Consider the following 20,357-nt stretch of genomic DNA (forward strand, 5'->3'; position numbering starts at 1 on the left):
ACATTAGAATAAAAAACAGATATTTAACTGCAAGATCAATTATAAAAAAAAATCAATCGGAATGACCATTATTAAATCATTTACTGCCCTGTTACTTTTAACATTTTCAATACAGGCAAAAGCGCAATATTTCAAAGTTAGTCCGATAAAAGAGACATTCGAACAATCTGGAGAATATAATTTCCCTGTACTAACTGGAAAAACTCCTGCACAAAACCTGATTAATACATTTTTACAAGGTAAAGAATTGGATGTTCTTCCCGGAAAACATAAAATAAGCATTTTTGAAAACGTAAGACCAAAGAAAGGCTCAAATCAAGGTGTAACGATATTAACCTATAAAGTCCTTGTCAATACACCTAAACTATTTTCTGTAGAAATCAATAGTGAATATACCAATGCTTCTCTCAACGAATATTCTGCAATTAACAATTTTGATTCACAAACAGGCAGACTTATACAGTTTAGCGATCTGGTGACAAAAGAGGGATATGAGGCCATTCGTCAATTCATCATCAAAAGTCGTAAGACAAGATTGAGCACTTATCTTAAAACTTTAAAAAGTTCGGCGAGTAAAGATGAATCTGTGATCACCACCTACTCTTCATGTCTGTTGGAGCAAGATAAAGATAACCTGAATCTTGACGATCTTAAATTTCAAAAGAATGCCCTGTATTTAACGAGAAGGTCTTGCTCCGGGTCTCATTATTTCCAGGCAATGGAAGGTAAAACAGATATTTACGACAATATGTTAACTTATAAATTCCTGGAGCCTTATTTAAATGAATATGGTAAATGTCTATTAGCTGCTGCAGCATCAAAATGCACAGTACCTCAAAGTCAGATTTTAAGAAAAGGTGTATTTAAGGGCAAAATAAACAAGCTTTATCCAATCACATTATTGGTTACCTACATTGGGGAAGACACTTTCCAGGCTTCTTATTTCTATGATAAATATGGAAAAAAAACTGAATTGAGAGGTACTATCAATCAAGATTCTTCTCTTTTATTGAAAGAGGAACCGAACTATGATATTCCAAAGAAACAGGAATTTTTCAAACTAAAAATTCAGCAAGACGGAAGTTTAACAGGCAGCTGGAATGATGGAAAGAACACTTATCCTGTAGAATTGAAATAGCTGTAACAGTTCAGTTTGTTTAAATACTTATTTTTAAAGCAGCCACAATCTTATAATAAAGATACCTGCTGCTTTTTTTGTAGCATATTTGTAGCAAAGATCACCCAATCTGTAATTAACAGGCGGCTGATGCTATAAAACATTAATAAATTATAAATGGATAATAAAGAACAGATCAATGCACAGCTTATAGGAAAGTGGAAAGCTGTGTCAGATAAATATGTATTCAATGATAAAAAAGGGAATACAATACATCCTGATCAGATCAATACAGAACTTGATATTAGTATAGGTTTAGATGGCGGAAATTTTAAAGCTAACGAGAATGAAACCTTTCCTTCAAAAGCCACGTATGAGATACTTAAAGAAGGTAATGAATCTTATCTGATCCAATCTTTTGGTAAGGAAACGGAAGTTTATAAGTTAAATGTGAACGGAGATCAGATGATATGGACTACTGAACCTGAAGGAATGCAATTTAATAAAGATGGTAAATGGCATTTTTCACCTCATACGATCTATACTATTGAATTTATAAGGCTAGCTTAAAAAATCAGTCGATGTTGCATCCACAAACATCGACTGGCTTATTAACTATTATTAACCTAAACTTGCCAGAGCAACGGGCGTTGGTAGCAATATCTTTATTTTAGTGATCTTATATAGTAAAGACGCAAAACCATCCATTTTCATCTGCTCTATTTTCATTTTTTTTCAAAATAATTTTCACGGAAAATATAACCGGTCCCAGTCAACACAGAAATGTTTGAAAAGAAGCGCGGTTCTTTGGCTTAATCAACTGCTGTTTAATTGTTTTCGTTCCTTTAACAATATGATCACCTATTGTGGAAACACTTATTCCCAGAATTTTACTGACTTCGTGATATGACTTACCTTCAAGTTTGCATAGCATAAATATCTTTTTCCTCCGCGGAGAAAGACAATCTACCGCCTGAAGCAATAGCTCCTCTTCAACTCCCGTTTTTATACTTTCAATTGGCTGATGCGTAATTTCTGTAGCAAGAAGCTGCAGGTTCTCTAACATTTTTTTATCCCGCTTAATACTACGGTAGAAATTCGTAACCGAATTTTGAGCCATACGGAAAAGATAGTATTGAAAAGGTTTATCAATCTTAAGTATTGCTTTCTTTTCCCAAACCTTTGTAAAAACATCCTGAAGAATTTCTTTAGCAAGCTCGTCATCCCTGGTCATTCTTCTTAGGTTGTAATAAATGCCACCGCTATGGTCTCTGTATAGTTGCTCAAAAGCATTTTTATTTCCTGCTTTGACACGACTGAATAGTTCTTCTTCAGTCCAGGGCATTTTCTCCACAATTCTTTTTCCTCTATTGTCTAATATCTCCATCAAATACACCTAACTAATTAATATTCAATATTAAATACTTTTTTACTATTCAACAATACTGTTGAATGTAATTCTACACATATAGCTTAAGAAAAACGTTTTTTCACCAATAAAAACCCTTGTAATTTTTTCTAATAAATCCCGGACTGCAATAAAACAGGAATAAAAAAAGATATATTCAACAAGTCAGATTACCTATTTGAAGTAATCTGAAATCATTTAGATTACAATTTAATTTCTCATATTAACACATTACCATCAAAATATTCAACATTAAGTAACCTATTAAAAACTTAAACATCAAAATAGTTAACATAAAAACACACAGGATTAATTTTAAAAACTTTAACCTTATTTAACATTATAAAGCACTCATTTACTATTAAAAACACCATATATTAGTCTTATACTTAATTGTTTATGAGATTACTTCTATTTATTATTTTTTGTTTTTCCTTCCATTATACATTTGCACAAAATCCCTGTTCATTAAAAGGATCTGTAGTTGATCATGCCTCAGGTGCAAATTTGCAGCATACGACAATTAGTATACTTCGCGCAAAAGATTCTACGCTGGTAAAGTTCACAAGAGCCAATGAACAAGGTATTTTTAATATAACTGATCTTCAAAAGGGGAGATTATTTTTATTGATTACTTATCCTGGATATGCAGATTATGTAGAACATTTTAATTTAGACAGTACTAAAACTTCAATAGATTTTGGCAGAATAAAACTAACATTAAAAGCAACTCTCCTTGCGGATGTCATCATCAAAGGCAAAGCAGTTGCTATAAAAATAAAAGGAGATACTACGGAATTTAATGCAGCTGCCTATCAGATACAGCCAAATTCTAAGGTAGAAGACTTATTGAAACAGTTACCTGGCATACAAGTAGATAAAGATGGGAAAATCACCGCGCAAGGACAGGCGGTAAATAAAGTATTGGTTGACGGAGAAGAATTTTTTGGTGATGACCCCACCCTGGTCACTAAAAATATCAGGGGTGATATGGTAGATAAAGTCCAACTGTATGATAAAAAAAGTGATCAGGCAGCTTTTACAGGTATAGATGATGGTAAAAAAGAGAAAACTATCAATATCAAATTAAAAAATGATAAAAAGAACGGATATTTTGGAAAGCTGGATTTAGGCGGAGCAACAGATAAATTTTACCAGGCACAAGGGATGTTTAATGCATTTAAAGGGAAAAAGAAATTTTCTGCCTATGGTACACTTGGGAACAATGGAAAACTAGGCTTAGGCTGGCAGGACAATAGCAAGTATGGTTCAGGAAATGAGATGCAATTCCAGGATGGTGGTATATATATTACATCCAGTCAAAATGATGAACTTGATTCTTATGATGGAAAATATAATGGTGAAGGTATCCCGCTAGCCAGAACTGGAGGATTGCATTATGATTCGAAATGGAATAATGATAAAGAATCAATCAATACAAATTATAAAATAGGTTCGTTGAGTGTAGACGGGACAAAAAACACTTTAAGCCAGAACAATCTGCCTGCAGGAATTATCAATTCAAATTCGGATGAAAGTTTCAATAATTATCTTTTCAAACAGAAGCTCGATGCCACTTACCAGATAAAACTTGACTCTACCTCAAACTTAAAGGTATCAGCCGATGGTACTGCTAAAAACACTAACACCCAAAACAGTTATACAGGTAGTAGCTTTTCCAATGATTTGTTATTAAATAAAAGTTCAAGGCAGTTATCAAATGACAGTCATGATAAAATATTTAATGCGAGTCTATTCTGGACTAAAAAGCTTAAAAAAACCGGACGTACACTTTCTTTAAACATGAGTCAGTCTATTAAAGAAAGTAAAAGTAATGGCTTTTTAAAGTCGGAAAATGATTTTTTCAATGCGAAAGGGATCCAGGATAGCAGTCAGGTTATCGATCAGCTCAAAACGAATCTGATCAAGTCTGCTCAGTTTTCCACTAACCTGGCCTACACTGAACCCTTATCCAAATCATTATCTCTTATTGTTAATTACGGATTCGGAACCAGCAATAGTAGTGCAAATAGAAAATCATTTAACCAGTCACCCGATGGAAACTATTCTTATTTAGATACCCTTTATAGCAACAATTATAAACTGGATCAAATTTCCAACCTTGCGGGAGCTATTTTGAATTTCAAAAAAGATAAAAGCATTGTCAATTTTGGGACAAAAGTTGCCAGCATCTCTTTTGATCAAAAGAATGTAATTACAAATAATTCCTATAAGCGAAATTTTATCAATTGGAATCCTCAAGTTAGTTATCAATATAAATTCAGCCAGCAAAAATCATTTCGCATAGCTTATGCTGGTAATACCTCGCAACCAAACATTGATCAGATCCAGCCAGTATTAATCAACACAGACCCTTTGAATATCAGAATTGGAAATCCTGATTTAAAGTCATCATTCAATAACAGGATAGATATCAACTATAATTCTTATAAAATTTTAAGCGGTCAGAGTATTTATCTTGGTGGGGCCTATAATTTCACTTCTAATGCAATTATAAATAGTGTAGACACGGATCCTACCGGAAAAAGCACCTACAAATCTACTAACCTTACTGACCATCAAACCAGTAACTACTACTTGTATGCGGGTGTTTCTCAAAAACTGAAATTCCACGAGCTGTACGCAGGTATGAATTTAAACTCTAATGGAAACACTTATTATAGCTACGTAAATGGTTCGCTCAATAAAACTCAATCCAACAGTTATTCCGGCCAGTTGTCAATATCGAAATATCAGGAGAAAAAGTTTGAAGGTCGTTTATCTTTCGGGCCTGCTTACACAACCAGTCAGTCTTCCTTGCAAAAGTCAACTAATGACAATGGATGGGGCCTAAATGGACAAAGCTATTTCACCATCTATTTACCAGGTAAATTTGAAATCGGATCTGATGCGAGTTATGAATACAGGGGTAAAACACAATCTTTTAATACAGATTTCAATCTTTTCCTCTTAAATGCAAGGGTGAGCAGAAAATTCCTGAAGTCTGAAAGTCTCAAGTTTTCACTTTCTGCAAATGATTTACTGAACCAGAACGTTGGCTTTAATAGAAACGCCAATGGAAATATGATTACACAAACCAGTTATACTACTATCAAAAGATATTTCATGGCTTCAATTGTTTGGGACTTTAATAAAATGGGCGGAGGAGCCGTAAAAAAATAACTTATGAATCTGACAGAAAAAACAATAAGATGAAACAAAGTACGATAATAATCTTAACCTGCCTTTTAATTGGTCTGAGCAGCACATTATTTGCTCAAAATGCCAGATTCACTACTGAAGGAGTCATAGAATTTGAAAGAAGCAACAATATGTATGCAATGATTCAAAAAAGGATCAATAAGAATAATGAAGGCTATATGAGCCAGTTTTTTGAGCAATTCAAAAAAACATCCCCACAATTCAAGCTCACAAAAAGCACTTTATCATTCACAAATCAGACTACTTTATTTAAGCCTGTAGCAGATGATTCTCCTGCTGTTCCATTCTTTGGTGAAGATCCCGCCGTAAGTCAGATTAATATTACTTATACTGATCTGGATATACACCAGCAGATTACACAAAAAAAAGTCTTTGAAGAAACCTTCCTGGTTAAAGATAGTACCCGGACAATTAACTGGAAAATAACTAATGAAACCAGGGAAATTGCAGGGTTTAATTGCCGTAGAGCGAACGCACTGATCATGGATTCTATTTATGTAGTCGCATTTTATACAGATCAGATTCCAGTTTCAGGAGGCCCCGAATCGTTTACGGGTTTACCCGGAATGATCTTAGGACTGGCACTACCTCATGAAAATGTTACATGGTTTGCTAAAACTGTAACAGATAGACCAGTAGGTAAAAATAACCTACCCCCTCCTGCTAAAGGAAAAGCGACCGATAAAAAGGGCCTGAAGCTTACACTGACTAATGCTTTAAAGAATTGGGGTGAATATGCACAGTCTATGTTTAAGTCATTTTTATTGTAGGTTTTAAAAAAGAGCTTCCTGAGCAAATTTAAAATTATTAGATTTGCCAACAACCAAATTTAATAGAGACAAATGAGAGAAGTAGTTATCGTATCAGCATTAAGGACACCAATTGGAAGTTTCGGCGGTTCGCTGTCAGGTTTTACAGCTACCCAATTGGGAGGTTTTGCCATTAAAGCTGCTGTTGAAAAAGCGGGAATTAAACCTGAAGATGTACAGGAAGTATACATGGGCAATGTTTTATCTGCAAATGTAGGTCAGGCACCTGCTACTCAGGCGGCTAAATTTGCAGGTTTACCTGATGTCCCTGCTACCACTATAAATAAAGTGTGTGCTTCTGGCACTAAAGCAATCATGCTTGCAGCCCAAAGCATTGCTTTAGGACAAAATGATATTGTTGTTGCAGGCGGAATGGAAAGTATGAGTAACGTTCCTTATTATCTTGATAAAGCAAGAACAGGTTATAGATTGGGACATGGACAATTAACTGACGGCCTGGTTAAGGATGGTTTATGGGATGTTTACAATGACTACCATATGGGGTCTGCTGCTGAATTATGTGCATCAACATATAATATTAGCCGTGAGGCACAAGATAATTATGCTGTGAGTTCTTATAAAAGAGCGCAGGCTTCCATCAATGAGGGTAAATTCAATGCGGAAATTATTCCTGTTGAAGTAGTTGATCGTAAAGGAAATGCAACAATTATCGATAAGGATGAAGATATTTACGCCGTTAACTTTGATAAATTACCTGGGTTAAAACCAGTATTTAAAAAAGACGGAACAATTACTGCAGCAAATGCATCTGCATTGAACGACGGTGCAGCGGCATTAGTTTTAATGAGTGCAGATAAAGCAAAAGAACTAGGTTTAAAACCACTGGCACGTATTTTAAGTTATGCTGATGCACAGCAGGCACCAGAATGGTTCACGACCGCACCTTCAAAAGCGATTCCACTAGCACTGCAAAGAGCTGGAAAAAGCATTAATGAGGTAGATTTCTTTGAAATCAACGAGGCTTTTTCTGTAGTTTCTTTAGCCAATAACCAGGAAATGGGTTTAACTGATTCTCAAGTTAATGTAAATGGTGGTGCAGTTGCGATGGGACATCCACTTGGTGCTTCCGGTGCCCGTATCGTAGTGACGCTGCTTTCTGTACTGAATCAAAACAATGGCAAAATAGGCGTTGCCGGAATTTGTAATGGTGGTGGTGGTGCAAGTGCATTGGTTATTGAAAAAATCTAAATTGATGTCTAAGGTTTTCAAACCCTTCTTTATATTTTTCCTGATAAGCTGTGCAGCGACCAATGTCTCCGCACAGCTTACTCCGGGTAACGTTGAGCTGAATAAGTACCAGGATTCCTTGCTAAAAATCACTAAAAACTTATTTACAGCGTCCAATAATATTGACCGCTTTGAGCAGAATTCTAAATTCATCAAAACGTTGGTAACGGCTTTGAAGATTCCTTCCTCTTTTGATTTCGGCTTCGATTCCCTGCAAACAATTTCTGTTGTAAAATCACCGGATCATACTTTCCGGATTTTTTCATGGTATGTTCCCACTGTTGAAGGTACTTACCGCTTTTTTGGTACTGTTCAATTAGCCACAAGAGACGGAAAACTGAAATTATACCCGCTCATTGACGATACAGAACATATTACTGATCTGAATCAGATCACCACCAATAAGCAATGGTATGGTGCACGGTATTATGAAATTGTCCCGCTGATTGTGAGCGGACAAAATACCTCTTATGTATTGCTTGGCTGGAAAGGCAATAACAGTAAAACTTCTAAAAAGGTCATTGAGGTTCTTTCATTTGTAAATGATGAATTGAAATTTGGAAAGACAATTTTCCAGGGGCCTAAAAATTCTGAAGTAAAAAACAGAATTGTATTTGAATACAATAAACTGAATTCCATGACCTTAAGGCTTGACAAGAATGAACAAATGATTGTATTTGATCACCTCGCTCCGTTTGACCCTAATATGGAAGGGAATTTTGAATATTATGCTTCCGATTCTAGTTTTGACGGTTATCGCCTGGCAGGCAATCAACTGAAACTGATGGAAAATATTGAATTAAAAAATGATCCGGATGCGAAGGATGATTTTTATATAGACCCTAAACCTAAAGAAATACCAACTGTAAAGAACTAGTTTTTAAGCAAAATACCGCCTCTATAGGGCTTAAATTTGTGATTACGGGGTCATGTCCTTATATTGCGCGATGCGGCACTTCGCTAACACACACCTAATTTTTGAAATTGATGAATGAAACCATTAAAGTAAAGCATCCGAAAGGACTGACTTTCCTTTTTTTGTCTGAGATGTGGGAACGTTTTGGATATTACCTGATGATAGGGATCTTCACCCTGTATTTAAAAGATGTTAAAGCTGGTTTTTCGATGACCGAAGCTGAATCTGCCGACTTATATGGTACTTTTATAGCACTTGTTTTTCTTACTCCATTTTTAGGTGGATTAATTGCAGACCGTTATTTAGGTTATGCAAAATCAATCATCCTGGGCGGCCTGTTAATGGGCGTTGGTTATTGTATGATGGCAGTGCATAGTTTACCAATTCTATATCTTTCTATGACGCTGGTCATTATTGGAAATGGATTTTTCAAACCAAATATATCTACCCTGCTGGGTAATATCTACTCTACACCTGAATATTCAGACAAAAAAGATGAGGGCTATAATATCTTTTATATGGGTATTAATATCGGTGCCTTTATCTGTAATTTCTTTGGTGCAGCACTATATATCATGCTGGGCTGGGGCTATGCATTTATTGCAGCCGGAGTTGGGATGTTCATTGGCGTAGCTATTTTTATTTATGGAATGAAGCATTACAGAGCTTTTGACGTTAAAAAAGGCGTAAAGGAAGGCGATATGTCTTTCTTGAAAATTGTCTTGGTAATTTTAGTTCCATCTGTTATTGCTGGAGTAATTGGCTGGATACTTCCAACTAAATTAATGGGCCATGCACTGGTTGGTTCTGCTTCTACAGATGCATTTATCTTTGCTTGTGTGCCTGTAATCTATTTTTACGGCTCTCTACTTGCCAAGGCTGATAAAGATGAAAAAAGACCAATTGCTGCCTTACTTACCATATTTGCTGTGGTAATCCTGTTTTGGGCGGTGTTCAAACAGAATGGTACTGCATTAACAACCTGGGCTGACCGCTATACAGACAGACATTTACAAAACCCTGTTGCTGAGAAGACCTTCTCTAAACTTAATTTCTCACAAAACTTTACCTATTCGAAAGACTCTATACCTTTATATGACAACGCATTCCGCATTCAAAAGAAAGACGGGATCGTATTAAAAGAATACAATTACCCAACTTATTTTAAAAATATTCCAGCCGCTAAACTTCCTGCAGAAGGTGGAAAAGTTGAGCTTTGGGCAACTAATCTAAGTCAGTCAATAAACCCGGCCTGGGTGATTTTACTGACCCCATTAGTAGTCGCATTCTTTACCTGGCTACGCAACAGAAACAGAGAACCAAGTACAGCTACAAAAATTGCATTCGGCTTATTCATTTCAGCACTTTCGGTACTGGTAATGATCGGTGCTGTTTATTCTGGTGGTAATGGCGCTGAAAAAGTTTCTGTCTTATGGCTGGTAGCTGGTTACGGTGTAATCACTATTGGTGAACTATTTTTAAGCCCAATGGGGTTATCACTGGTTTCGAAGTTAAGTCCGGTAAGGATCACTTCGCTGATGATGGGCGGATGGTTTCTGGCTACTTCTATTGGAAATAAATTGTCTGGTGTACTGGCTACGCTTTGGGATACTTATGAAAACAAAGCTAATTTCTTCTGGGTAAACTTTAGCCTTCTTCTTTTCTCTGCTGTTATTGCTTTCTTTCTTTTGAAATGGCTGAATGGTATTATGGAAGAAAAAGGAATAAAATAGTTACGGGGAAAAACCAATAATTAGAATTAATTTGCGAACTTTTAAAATTAACTAACCTATAAAACAATATTTATGGATCAATCTGAAATCCTTAAGCCAGAGCAATTAGACGCCGCTCAAAAAGGCCATCCAAAAGGATTATATGTACTGTTCGCTACCGAGATGTGGGAACGTTTCAATTACTACGGTATGCGGGCTATTTTGGTGCTTTTTATGACCAAAGCCTTATTATTTGACAAAGCATTTGCGTCAAATTTATATGGAAGCTATACAGGTCTTGTATACCTGACTCCTTTAATCGGTGGTTTTATCGCCGACAGATACTGGGGAAACAGACGATCTATTGTAACCGGGGGTATATTGATGGCATTGGGAGAGCTGATTATGTTTGGCTGTGCTTCCCTTTATCATACCATGCCTGATATTTCAACCTTCTTGTTCTTTACAGGTTTAGGGTTCATGATTTCCGGGAATGGTTTCTTTAAACCAAATATCTCTTCAATGGTAGGTCAGCTTTATCCTAAGAGTGACCGTCGTATTGATGCTGCTTACACGATTTTTTATATGGGAATCAATGTTGGTGGTGCACTGGGCCCTTTTATCTGCGGATATTTTGGTGACACAGGTAATCCTGCCGACTTTAAGTGGGCCTTTCTCGCTGCTGCGATTGCAATGTGTATTGGGGTGATAGTTTTCATTAACTTCAGAGATAAGTATGTTCGCGACCCAAATGGAGATCTTTTAGGTTTAAAACCTGCTAATCCTGGTGACAAAAAAGTCTCACCTGTTCTGGTTTATCTTGGCTTATTTGCTTTTTCTGCGTTATGCGTAGGAATGTTATATATTGATGCTAAAATCGTGAGTTATTTAAGCTACCTGCTGATTATTGCAGTAGTTGGTATTGCAATCATGATCTTTACAGATAAAACGCTTTCGAAGATTGAGAAGAAAAAAATATCAGTAATTTTTATAGTTGCTTTCTTTGTCTTGTTTTTCTGGAGTGCTTTCGAACAAGCAGGAGCTTCACTAACGTTTTTTGCAGAGGAGCAAACACAAAGAAATTTAGGTTTCTTTACAGTTCCTTCTAGCTGGTTCCAATCTTTAAACTCTATTTTCGTAGTTGTATTTGCTCCGGTATTTGCCTGGTTATGGATTAAGCTGGGTAGAAAAGAACCTTCTGCTCCTACTAAAATGGCTATAGGTTTAATGCTGCTTGCATTGGGATACCTGGTTATTGCAACTGGTGTTAAAGATGTTGGTGCAGGAATAAAAGTGAGTATGATTTACCTGATCGGTATGTATGCTTTCCACACCTGGGGTGAGTTATGTCTTTCTCCTATCGGATTATCATTGGTGAATAAGCTTTCTCCTTTAAAACTATCTTCTCTTTTAATGGCGGTATGGTTCCTTGCGAATGCAGGTGCAAACGTATTGGCAGGAAAATTAAGCTCTAAGTATCCTGAAGAGGAAGCCAAAGTAGCGGAATATAAGGTTAGTCCTTTGGTATTGACAAATAGTGCTATTGATTGGCAACAGGTCGCTAACAGCAAAAAGAATATTCAGCAGTGGGATTTAAGTACAGTGAAAAAGAACTCTCATTCGCTTAGTCCTGATTCATTAGTGGCGCTTTCAATTACTACAGTTCAACAAGCTGTTACTATTGACACCAATAAAATCAACAGGATCTCTCCTAGAAAATTGGATGAGAAAGAAATTGCAAAACTAGCTGTTGCTGGTGAAAAAGAAGGTAAATTCTTATTGGGTACAAATGCTGCCCAAACTGAAATTTATATTATCAAAGGTAGTGACAAGACGGCTTCTGTAGTAGAGGTTTATAATCTTAATCCTGAGAAACCTACTTTCCTTGGTTATACGATCAAAAATCTATATGATTTCTTTATGTTATTTGTAGTCATGGCGGGTATTGCTTCGGTTATCTTGTTTTTCATTACTAAGTGGTTACAGAAAACAATGAACGCGACTTCTTAGCTGGTAAATATTTATAAATAGAGGGCTGTAGTTTTTGAAACTACAGCCTTTTTTTATGCACAGATTTATTGTTAAGGGATGTTAAATCACTTGATAATTAGGTTAATTTCAATTTTAATCAATATTTTCGCAAATAATTTATTACCATTTATTCTACACACGTGTCAGACAGCCTAGTCATTATCCCTACCTATAACGAAAAAGAAAATATTGAGAAGATTATCCGTAAGGTTTTTAACCTGAGTTTTTCTTTTGAGGTTTTAATTATTGATGACGGATCACCTGATGGAACGGCAGATATTGTAAAGAAACTACAGTTGGAGTTTCCGGGTCTACATATGGAGCAGAGGACTGGTAAGCTGGGTTTAGGAACGGCTTATATCCATGGTTTTAAGTGGGCGCTACAGCGTTCTTACTACTATATTTTCGAGATGGATGCTGATTTTTCTCATAATCCTGATGATTTATTTGCGTTAAGGGAAGCTTGTGTTCATGGTGCTGATGTTGCCATTGGTTCTCGTTATGTAAGAGGGGTCAATGTGGTAAACTGGCCGATGAGCAGAGTACTGATGTCTTATTTTGCTTCGATGTATGTGAGGTTGATTACAAGGATTAATATTCAGGATGCTACTGCTGGTTTTAAGTGTTATAAGCGGGTGGTTTTAGAAACAATCCCTTTTGATAAAATCAGGTTTGTTGGGTATGCGTTTCAGATTGAAATGAAGTTTACAGCGATAAAGTATGGTTTTAATGTAGTAGAGGTACCGATTATATTTACGGATAGAACGGAGGGGACTTCAAAAATGAGTACAAGGATTTTCAGAGAGGCTTTTGTTGGGGTTATCCAGATGAAGATTACGAGTTGGTTCAGGAGTTATAAGAGATAAATAGATCAAAAAGAGGGTTGTGTACCCTTCTGACGGAATTCCCTGAAATGGGAATCATTGTCAGAAGGGTACACAACCCTCTTTTTGATTTCTAAAGGTTTTTCCATCCCGGAAATGCTGATTACGTTTCTTTTAGTTAGATAGCTAATTGGATTACTTGGATAGTTAATTGGATTACTTGTTAGATAGCTAATTGAATTCCTCACTGGATAGCTATTTGGATTACATATTAGATAGCTAATTGGATTCCTCATTGGATAGCTAAAAGATTTGCTGGTCAGAAAGCTATTTTTCGTTTTTATAGCTTCGCATCATTTCAGAGAAATTTTGCTTCTTATCCATAGCGATGACAATTTGTGTGAGCCGTTTAACGCGGGTGGGCTCTGTTTTAGCAGTATTCAGCCAGTTAATATAATAGTTCTGGTGGGATTTGGGAAGATTAAGAAAGTTCTCTAAAAAATGTCTTTCTTCCAGCAGACAGAGTTCCAGGTCTTCTGGCATTTCTATTTTGAAGGTTTTATCTTCCTCGAGTTGCATACGCAGTTTTGCACCTTCTTCTTTTTTTAATTGTTTACGTATACTGGAATTCAGGGCAAGAATAAAGTCTCCCTCCCCCATTGGTATGAATGACATACCGGTTACGTGCAATTCATCGAGAAGTCCTTTGACACGAAAGCTTTTCCGGCAATCAGGTTTGATCTGATTGGCCACATCCTTCGGGATAGTCACGAATGTCCATCCGGTTTTCTCACCCATTTTGGAGAAGCGTTCTATTTCTGCTTCAAAAGTTATCATTCGTAATTCAATTTATAGCTATGCTTTAACCAATTTAAAGATAGCATTTTGGGTTTAAAATTTCTCTTCTACGCCAAGGCCAAATAGTGCGAAATCATATTTCACAGGATCTAAAGGATCGAATTTGCGAAGTTCTGTAGTCAGCTCAACAGCAGTTCTCCAATCGGTTTGTTTACGGGTGATCAGATCAAGACGACGTGCAACACGGTCTACGTGTACATCACAGGGACAAATGAGATCTGCTGGAGAAATGGTTGTCCATACCCCGAAATCTACTCCTGTCTGGTCTTTGCGTACCATCCAGCGCAGAAACATATTTAATCTCTTGCAGGTAGATTTTTGAGTGGGTGAAGAGATGTGTTTAACGGTTCTGCGGGGAGAATCAGGGAGACTAAAAAAGTAGGTACGAAAATGGTTCAGCGCGTGCTCCGCAGTGAAGCTTTCCAGCTGACCGAAGTTCGCTGGCAGGAAGGCTGTTTCCAGGCTATCTGAAAGCGCATAATGATGTTTAAAGAAGGAGATGAAGTAAAGAAGATCGGTATCGTTAAAAGTCCTGTGTTTGAAGTTTAACAAGCGACGCAGGTCTTCATCACCGTGATGCAGCATGAAGTTGTAAGGGTCGTTATCCATGCGGTCAAAGAGATCAGTGCATTTATTGATAATAGTTTTACGCTGTCCCCAAGCCAAAACGGCTGCAAAGAATGCGGCGATTTCAATATCTTGTTTTTTAGAAAAGCGATGTGGAATGCAGATTGGATCATTTGTGATGAAGTCGGGCCTGTTATATTGCGCAACTTTAATGTCCAGGAAGTCCTTTAGTTCTAAAAATTCCAATGGTTTTTATTTATAAAAGCCAGTTTAAAAGATTTAAACTGGCTTTATATGTTTGTAATAATTTATGAATTGGTGATAGAGAGACCTATCTCATTAACTTAGCGCTTGCGCTAAATCTGCTAAAAGATCATCAATATCTTCTACTCCAACACTCAAACGCAACAGGTTATCTGTTACACCTACTTTTTCACGCTCCTCTTTTGGGATTGAACCGTGAGTCATTGTAGTTGGGTGATTGATCAATGATTCAACCCCACCTAATGATTCTGCTAAAGTGAATACCTTAAAAGAAGAAGCTACTCTGAATGTTTCTGCCAAATCGGCACCTTTAAGGGTGATAGAAACCATTCCTCCGAAACCACGCATCTGTTTTTTCGCAATGTCATGGTTAGGGTGATCTTCAAAACCCGGCCAGTAGATCTTATCAATCTTTGGGTGAGTTTTAAGGAAACGGGCAACTTTTTCACCATTCTCACAATGTGCTTTCATACGCAGGTGCAGCGTCTTAATACCTCTTAATACAAGGAAAGCATCTTGTGGACCTGGAGTTGCACCGCAAGCGTTGTAGATAAACCAAAGGTCTTTGTACAATTGATCATCATTCAACAATAAAGCACCCATCACTACATCAGAGTGACCACCAATGTATTTAGTCACAGAGTGCATCACAATATCAGCTCCCAGGTCAATCGGATTTTGTAAATATGGAGAAGCAAAAGTGTTATCGACAGTCAGGATCAATCCTTTTTCTTTAGTGATTTTAGCTACACCTTCAATATCGATAATCTGCATTGTTGGATTAGTAGGTGTTTCAATCCATACCAACTTAGTCTTATCATTGATATATGGCAACATATTTTCTGGTTTTGACAAATCCAGAAAATGAAATTTAATGCCGTATTTTGCATATACTTTAGTAAAGATACGGTATGAGCCTCCATAAAGATCATTACCTGTAATCACCTCATCACCTGGCTGTAATAAACGTAAAACAGTATCCGTAGCCCCCATTCCTGAAGAGAAAGCCATACCATATTTTGCATTTTCAAGTGCAGCAAGACAATTTTCCAATGCCTGACGAGTTGGGTTTGTGCCTCTCGAATATTCAAAACCCTGGTGCTCACCCGGCGATTTTTGCCAGTAAGTAGAGGTTTGATAGATTGGAGTCATTACCGCTCCTGTTGTTGGATCAGGTTCCTGACCTGCATGTATGGCTTTAGTTGCAAATTTCATGTTGCTCTTTTTTAAATTTTTGATGCCTTAAGCTTAATAAGCACGGGCGAATAAAACGCGTTGAATAGATGGTTTACCTGAGTAAATACAAATTCCGTCTTCTAACTTATTATCTAACGGTATACATCTGATTGTAGCCTTTGTTTCTTCTTTTATTTTTTGTTCTGTTTCTGGCGTACCATCCCAATGTGCAGAAATAAATCCACCTTTGTTGTCTAAAAGGTCTTTTAATTCGTCATAAGTGTTGGCAATCGTAATATGTTCTTTCCTGTAATCGAAAGCTTTTTTATAGATATTCTCCTGAATTTCATCCAATAACTGAACGATATAAATATCCAGACCTTGCTGACTTACTGTTTTCTTTTCACCAGTATCTCTTCTGGCCAGTTCTACAGTACCGTTTTCAAGATCTCTGCCCCCAATAGCCAGACGTACTGGTACCCCTTTTAATTCATATTCTGCGAACTTGAATCCAGGACGTTGAGAATCTCTGTTATCATATTTCACAGAGACGCCCAATTTTTTAAGTTTAGGCGTTAGTTCGTTAACGTAAGCAGTAATATTATTAAAGTCATCATCATTTTTGTAAATAGGAACAATAACAACTTGTATAGGTGCCAGCATAGGAGGTAAAACCAAACCTAAATCATCACTGTGTGCCATAATCAATGCACCAATCATACGCGTGGAAACACCCCATGAACTTGCCCATACGTGTTCAATTTTACCTTCTTTATTGGTGAACTTCACGTCGAATGCTTTCGCAAAATTCTGACCTAAAAAGTGAGAAGTACCTGCTTGTAATGCTTTTCCATCCTGCATCAATGCTTCTATACAATAAGTATCCAATGCGCCTGCAAAACGCTCATTAGCTGTTTTCACTCCTTTAACTACTGGTAAAGCCATCCATTTTTCAGCAAAATCAGCATATACATCAAGCATTTGCTTTGTTTCTGCTACTGCTTCCTCAGAGGTTGCATGTGCTGTATGACCTTCCTGCCATAAAAACTCTGTAGTTCTCAGGAAAAGACGCGTACGCATTTCCCATCTTACTACGTTTGCCCATTGGTTGATCAGCAGAGGCAAATCACGATACGATTGTACCCATCCTCTGAAAGTATTCCATATAATGGTTTCTGAAGTTGGTCTCACGATCAATTCTTCTTCTAATTTTGCTTCCGGATCAACAATAATATTGCCCTCTCCATCATTTTTAAGACGGTAATGTGTCACAACTGCACATTCTGTCGCAAAACCTTCTACGTGTGCCGCTTCCTTAGAAAAAAATGACTTAGGAATGAATAAAGGAAAATAGGCATTACTGTGCCCTGTGTCTTTAAATTTCTGGTCTAAAACAGCCTGCATTTTCTCCCAAATGGAATAGCCATAGGGCTTTATAACCATACATCCTTTTACAGCGGAATGTTCTGCCAGATCGGCTTTCATAACAATGTCGTTATACCACTGGGAATAATCCTCGTTTTTACTTGTAATACCTTTGCTCATAACTGTTTGGAACGTTTATTGTGTTAAATAACTTGCATGCTAGGCTACAAATTTATAAATTTATGCCTACAAAAAAACTGTTTACACACACAAAGAACTCACATATTATGAAACCTAACCATTTATTTTACAGCATGCTGGTAGTTACGGCTCTCGCCGTATCCTCCTGCTCTGCTCCTCAAATGGCCCAGCAAACTCGTCATAATGACGATGTTTATGGCTCAACAGCGAAAGCGGTAGAGTATACCGCACCTGAGCGCACGTATTCGTCGCAATCAGTAAATGACGGCTATAACGATAATGATGATTATTATGGCAGCAGCGATTTATATGCTGACATGGATTATTCTTCACGTATCAACAGATTTTATTACGGCAGCCCATATAGAAGCTATTATGATCCTTTTTATTATGATGGATTTTATGGCGGTGGTTACTCTCCTTATTACTCAGGATTAGGCTTTGGAATGGGATTCGGTAACGGTTACTACGGTAGTTCATGGGGTTTAGGCTTTGGCTACGGTGGTGGATTTTACTCTCCTTTCTATTCTCCATGGGGATGGGGCGGCGGTTATGGCGGACTATGGGGCGGAGGCTATTACGGTGGCGGTTACTACGGCGGAGGCTGGGGTGGCGGCTGGGGCGGTGGTGGTTACTACCGGTCTAATAGCATCTACAGACCAGCTTACAGCAGAGATACCAGAAGCAATGGCAATGGTAACTATTCAGGAAGAGCGACCAGCTACGGTGGCAGAGGCAACTACAACGGTTCAGGCGTAAGCAGATCAAATCCTGATGGAAACAGAAACTACGGAAATAGCAGGGCTGACGGTTATGGAAATGGCAGAAATAGCAACTATAGCAGAAGCGGTGACAGAAGTCAGGGTAATTATGGTCAGTCTTCAACAAGACCTGATAGATCATCTCAAAACTATGCTCCTCAACAAAGAGGAAATAGTGACAGATCTTCTTATGCTCCAAGTCAAAGCAGATCATCAGGCGGCAACTACGGCGGTGGTGGTGGTGGCGGCGGCAGATCATCAGGCGGTGGCGGCGGCGGACGCAGTGGTAGAAACTAACTTATATGTATTTAATATCTAAATGAAAAAATTCATACAAATCTTTGTAGTGGCTATAGTAGCTACTACAGGTAATATCTATGCCCAAAGTATCTATGCAGGTGATGCTTTAAGGTTTTCACGAACTGACTATGGAAGCTCAGCACGTTTTAAAGGTTTAGGAAACGCGCAAACAAGTTTAGGTGGAGACATCAGTTCTATTGGCGGTAATCCTGCTGGTTTAGGAATGTTTACCCGCTCAGAATTCAGTATCACACCAGAGTTCAATATTATACAAGCGAATTCAAATTATCTGGGTAAAAACACGAATACTTCTAAAGATAAGTTTAACTTAAATCAGGCTGCTGCTGTATGGTACAATCCAGTTGTCAGACCAAAAGGCACAAACTTAAATAAAGGTGTAGTTAGTTTGGTTTTTGGTATAGGTTATAACAGAAACAACGATTTTAGTATTGAGAATAACTATTCAGGCCGAAACACACAAAGTTCTATCGCTACAGACTGGGCTCAGCGTGCAAACGGATATACTCCTGGAAGCCTTAACCAGGGAAGTATCGAAAAGGCAGCATTTGACAATTACCTGATTGACAAAGTACCTGGTACCACTGATCAGTATGTGCCAGCTACGTCAGCCAGCAATAATACACAAAACCAGAATGAAGTTCGCCGCGGTTCAACATCAGAATTGAATTTCTCAGGAGCAATGAATATTTCTAACAATCTTTATCTGGGTGCAAGCATTGGCTTTGTAAATGTACGTTACGAAACAAGCTCAGCTTATTCTGAAACAGGAACTATTGTAACAAACCCATCAGATCCTACTGATAAATTTAATCAGCCAAATCCGTATGCAGGAACTAACTATAACTTGCTTAACGTGGTTAACAGCAATACAAGCGGAGCAGGTATAACTGGGAGATTAGGTTTAATCTATAAGCCAGTTGAAGAGGTAAGGTTAGGGGCTACATTCCAGGCACCAACCTGGATGCATATGGAAGTAAATTCAACTGAAACATTAGACGCTAACTTTTCTGGAGGAACCCGTTTATTAAGTGATTACATGAATACTAACTTCAATTACAATGTAAGAACTCCATATAAAGGTTCATTTGGTGCAAGTTTTATTATTGGTCAAAATGCATTGTTAACTGCAGATGTTGATTATGTAGATTATAAGTCTACTAAACTTTCAGAAAGTGATGGTTACCCTGCTGACATTATCAGCAATAACAATTTCATCAAAAACAACTATACGAGTGCTGTTAATTTCAGAGTCGGCGGAGAATATAAAATCGATCTTTTCAGCCTGAGAGCTGGTTATGGTTACAGTGGTACACCTTATAAAGAAGATCCAGGTAACTTATCTGCTATTAAATCTTATTCTGGTGGTATCGGTTACCGTATCAATCAGTACTATGTTGATTTAGCTTATCAACGTATTGAAACTAATAACTTCTTTAATCCTTACTACCTGGATGATAATTCTCAACCTTTAGCATCTACTAAAGTGGCAAGAAATAATATCTTCATGACTGTTGGTGTAAGATTTTAAATACCGAACATAAAAAAATCCCTTGCTGA

At 37.4% G+C, this 20,357-nt stretch carries 16 protein-coding genes; 11 read left to right on the forward strand and 5 right to left on the reverse strand.

Going from position 1 to position 20,357, the window contains the following annotated elements:
* Window positions 1-61 precede the first annotated feature (61 nt).
* Together ABIB30_RS22520 and ABIB30_RS22525 are read left to right on the forward strand one after the other, a co-directional pair.
* Complete coding sequence (locus tag ABIB30_RS22520; protein ID WP_354305312.1) at window positions 62-1,138, forward strand: hypothetical protein; 1,077 nt, start codon at window positions 62-64, stop codon at window positions 1,136-1,138.
* A gap of 156 nt (window positions 1,139-1,294) precedes the next feature.
* Complete coding sequence (locus ABIB30_RS22525) at window positions 1,295-1,687, forward strand: hypothetical protein (protein ID WP_354305313.1); 393 nt, start codon at window positions 1,295-1,297, stop codon at window positions 1,685-1,687.
* A gap of 202 nt (window positions 1,688-1,889) precedes the next feature.
* Here ABIB30_RS22525 and ABIB30_RS22530 read toward each other — a convergent pair whose 3' ends face one another.
* Window positions 1,890-2,504 carry an RNA polymerase sigma factor gene (locus ABIB30_RS22530; RefSeq protein WP_354305314.1) on the reverse strand — a complete coding sequence of 205 codons (615 nt, stop codon included), beginning with the start codon at window positions 2,502-2,504 and terminating at the stop codon, window positions 1,890-1,892.
* A gap of 420 nt (window positions 2,505-2,924) precedes the next feature.
* On the opposite strand from ABIB30_RS22530, the gene ABIB30_RS22535 reads away from it, so the two are divergent.
* From ABIB30_RS22535 to ABIB30_RS22565, 7 genes are all read left to right on the forward strand, one after another.
* A complete protein-coding gene (locus ABIB30_RS22535; RefSeq protein WP_354305315.1) occupies window positions 2,925-5,708 on the forward strand; it encodes an outer membrane beta-barrel protein in 2,784 nt (927 codons plus the stop codon).
* Between the two features lie 29 nt (window positions 5,709-5,737).
* Entirely contained in the window at window positions 5,738-6,517 is a 780-nt protein-coding gene (locus ABIB30_RS22540; RefSeq protein WP_354305316.1) for a GLPGLI family protein, read from the forward strand.
* Window positions 6,518-6,589: 72 nt separating this feature from the next.
* Entirely contained in the window at window positions 6,590-7,765 is a 1,176-nt protein-coding gene (locus tag ABIB30_RS22545; protein ID WP_354305317.1) for an acetyl-CoA C-acyltransferase, read from the forward strand.
* A 4-nt stretch (window positions 7,766-7,769) separates the two neighbouring features.
* Entirely contained in the window at window positions 7,770-8,681 is a 912-nt protein-coding gene (locus ABIB30_RS22550; protein ID WP_354305319.1) for a hypothetical protein, read from the forward strand.
* A gap of 110 nt (window positions 8,682-8,791) precedes the next feature.
* Window positions 8,792-10,453, forward strand: a complete 1,662-nt coding sequence (locus tag ABIB30_RS22555; RefSeq protein WP_354305320.1) for a peptide MFS transporter — start codon at window positions 8,792-8,794, stop codon at window positions 10,451-10,453.
* Window positions 10,454-10,525: 72 nt separating this feature from the next.
* Window positions 10,526-12,442 carry a peptide MFS transporter gene (locus tag ABIB30_RS22560; protein WP_354305322.1) on the forward strand — a complete coding sequence of 639 codons (1,917 nt, stop codon included), beginning with the start codon at window positions 10,526-10,528 and terminating at the stop codon, window positions 12,440-12,442.
* Between the two features lie 161 nt (window positions 12,443-12,603).
* On the forward strand, window positions 12,604-13,329 hold the full coding sequence (locus ABIB30_RS22565; RefSeq protein ID WP_354305323.1) for a polyprenol monophosphomannose synthase: 726 nt from the start codon (window positions 12,604-12,606) through the stop codon (window positions 13,327-13,329).
* Window positions 13,330-13,614: 285 nt separating this feature from the next.
* On the opposite strand, the gene ABIB30_RS22570 is transcribed toward ABIB30_RS22565, so the two are convergent.
* The 4 genes from ABIB30_RS22570 to proS all read right to left on the reverse strand — a co-directional run bounded on the left by ABIB30_RS22570 (window position 13,615) and on the right by proS (window position 17,697).
* The gene (locus ABIB30_RS22570; RefSeq protein WP_354305324.1) at window positions 13,615-14,124 is read right to left on the reverse strand and encodes a YdeI/OmpD-associated family protein; all 510 of its coding nucleotides are present in this window, start codon (window positions 14,122-14,124) and stop codon (window positions 13,615-13,617) included.
* Window positions 14,125-14,178: 54 nt separating this feature from the next.
* The gene (locus tag ABIB30_RS22575) at window positions 14,179-14,958 is read right to left on the reverse strand and encodes a TIGR02757 family protein (protein WP_354305325.1); all 780 of its coding nucleotides are present in this window, start codon (window positions 14,956-14,958) and stop codon (window positions 14,179-14,181) included.
* Between the two features lie 93 nt (window positions 14,959-15,051).
* On the reverse strand, window positions 15,052-16,191 hold the full coding sequence (locus ABIB30_RS22580) for a cystathionine gamma-synthase (RefSeq protein ID WP_068395646.1): 1,140 nt from the start codon (window positions 16,189-16,191) through the stop codon (window positions 15,052-15,054).
* A gap of 33 nt (window positions 16,192-16,224) precedes the next feature.
* Window positions 16,225-17,697 carry a proline--tRNA ligase gene (proS, locus tag ABIB30_RS22585; protein WP_354305326.1) on the reverse strand — a complete coding sequence of 491 codons (1,473 nt, stop codon included), beginning with the start codon at window positions 17,695-17,697 and terminating at the stop codon, window positions 16,225-16,227.
* 107 nt (window positions 17,698-17,804) lie between these two features.
* Between proS and ABIB30_RS22590 the strand changes: the two genes are divergently transcribed.
* Together ABIB30_RS22590 and ABIB30_RS22595 are read left to right on the forward strand one after the other, a co-directional pair.
* A complete protein-coding gene (locus tag ABIB30_RS22590) occupies window positions 17,805-18,776 on the forward strand; it encodes a hypothetical protein (RefSeq protein WP_354305327.1) in 972 nt (323 codons plus the stop codon).
* 22 nt (window positions 18,777-18,798) lie between these two features.
* Complete coding sequence (locus ABIB30_RS22595) at window positions 18,799-20,328, forward strand: OmpP1/FadL family transporter (RefSeq protein ID WP_354305328.1); 1,530 nt, start codon at window positions 18,799-18,801, stop codon at window positions 20,326-20,328.
* The last annotated feature ends 29 nt before the right edge of the window (window positions 20,329-20,357 follow it).

The organism is Pedobacter sp. UYP1 (assembly GCF_040547305.1).
Taxonomy (GTDB): Bacteria; Bacteroidota; Bacteroidia; order Sphingobacteriales; family Sphingobacteriaceae; genus Pedobacter.

Excerpts from the sequence above, each read along its gene's own strand:
- ABIB30_RS22520 (WP_354305312.1), top strand. The coding sequence starts at position 62 with ATGACCATTATTAAATCATTTACTGCCCTGTTACTTTTAACATTTTCA.
- ABIB30_RS22525 (WP_354305313.1), top strand. The coding sequence starts at position 1,295 with ATGGATAATAAAGAACAGATCAATGCACAGCTTATAGGAAAGTGGAAA.
- ABIB30_RS22530 (WP_354305314.1), bottom strand. The coding sequence starts at position 2,504 with ATGGAGATATTAGACAATAGAGGAAAAAGAATTGTGGAGAAAATGCCC.
- ABIB30_RS22535 (WP_354305315.1), top strand. The coding sequence starts at position 2,925 with ATGAGATTACTTCTATTTATTATTTTTTGTTTTTCCTTCCATTATACA.
- ABIB30_RS22540 (WP_354305316.1), top strand. The coding sequence starts at position 5,738 with ATGAAACAAAGTACGATAATAATCTTAACCTGCCTTTTAATTGGTCTG.
- ABIB30_RS22545 (WP_354305317.1), top strand. The coding sequence starts at position 6,590 with ATGAGAGAAGTAGTTATCGTATCAGCATTAAGGACACCAATTGGAAGT.
- ABIB30_RS22550 (WP_354305319.1), top strand. The coding sequence starts at position 7,770 with ATGTCTAAGGTTTTCAAACCCTTCTTTATATTTTTCCTGATAAGCTGT.
- ABIB30_RS22555 (WP_354305320.1), top strand. The coding sequence starts at position 8,792 with ATGAATGAAACCATTAAAGTAAAGCATCCGAAAGGACTGACTTTCCTT.
- ABIB30_RS22560 (WP_354305322.1), top strand. The coding sequence starts at position 10,526 with ATGGATCAATCTGAAATCCTTAAGCCAGAGCAATTAGACGCCGCTCAA.
- ABIB30_RS22570 (WP_354305324.1), bottom strand. The coding sequence starts at position 14,124 with ATGATAACTTTTGAAGCAGAAATAGAACGCTTCTCCAAAATGGGTGAG.
- ABIB30_RS22580 (WP_068395646.1), bottom strand. The coding sequence starts at position 16,191 with ATGAAATTTGCAACTAAAGCCATACATGCAGGTCAGGAACCTGATCCA.
- proS (WP_354305326.1), bottom strand. The coding sequence starts at position 17,697 with ATGAGCAAAGGTATTACAAGTAAAAACGAGGATTATTCCCAGTGGTAT.
- ABIB30_RS22590 (WP_354305327.1), top strand. The coding sequence starts at position 17,805 with ATGAAACCTAACCATTTATTTTACAGCATGCTGGTAGTTACGGCTCTC.
- ABIB30_RS22595 (WP_354305328.1), top strand. The coding sequence starts at position 18,799 with ATGAAAAAATTCATACAAATCTTTGTAGTGGCTATAGTAGCTACTACA.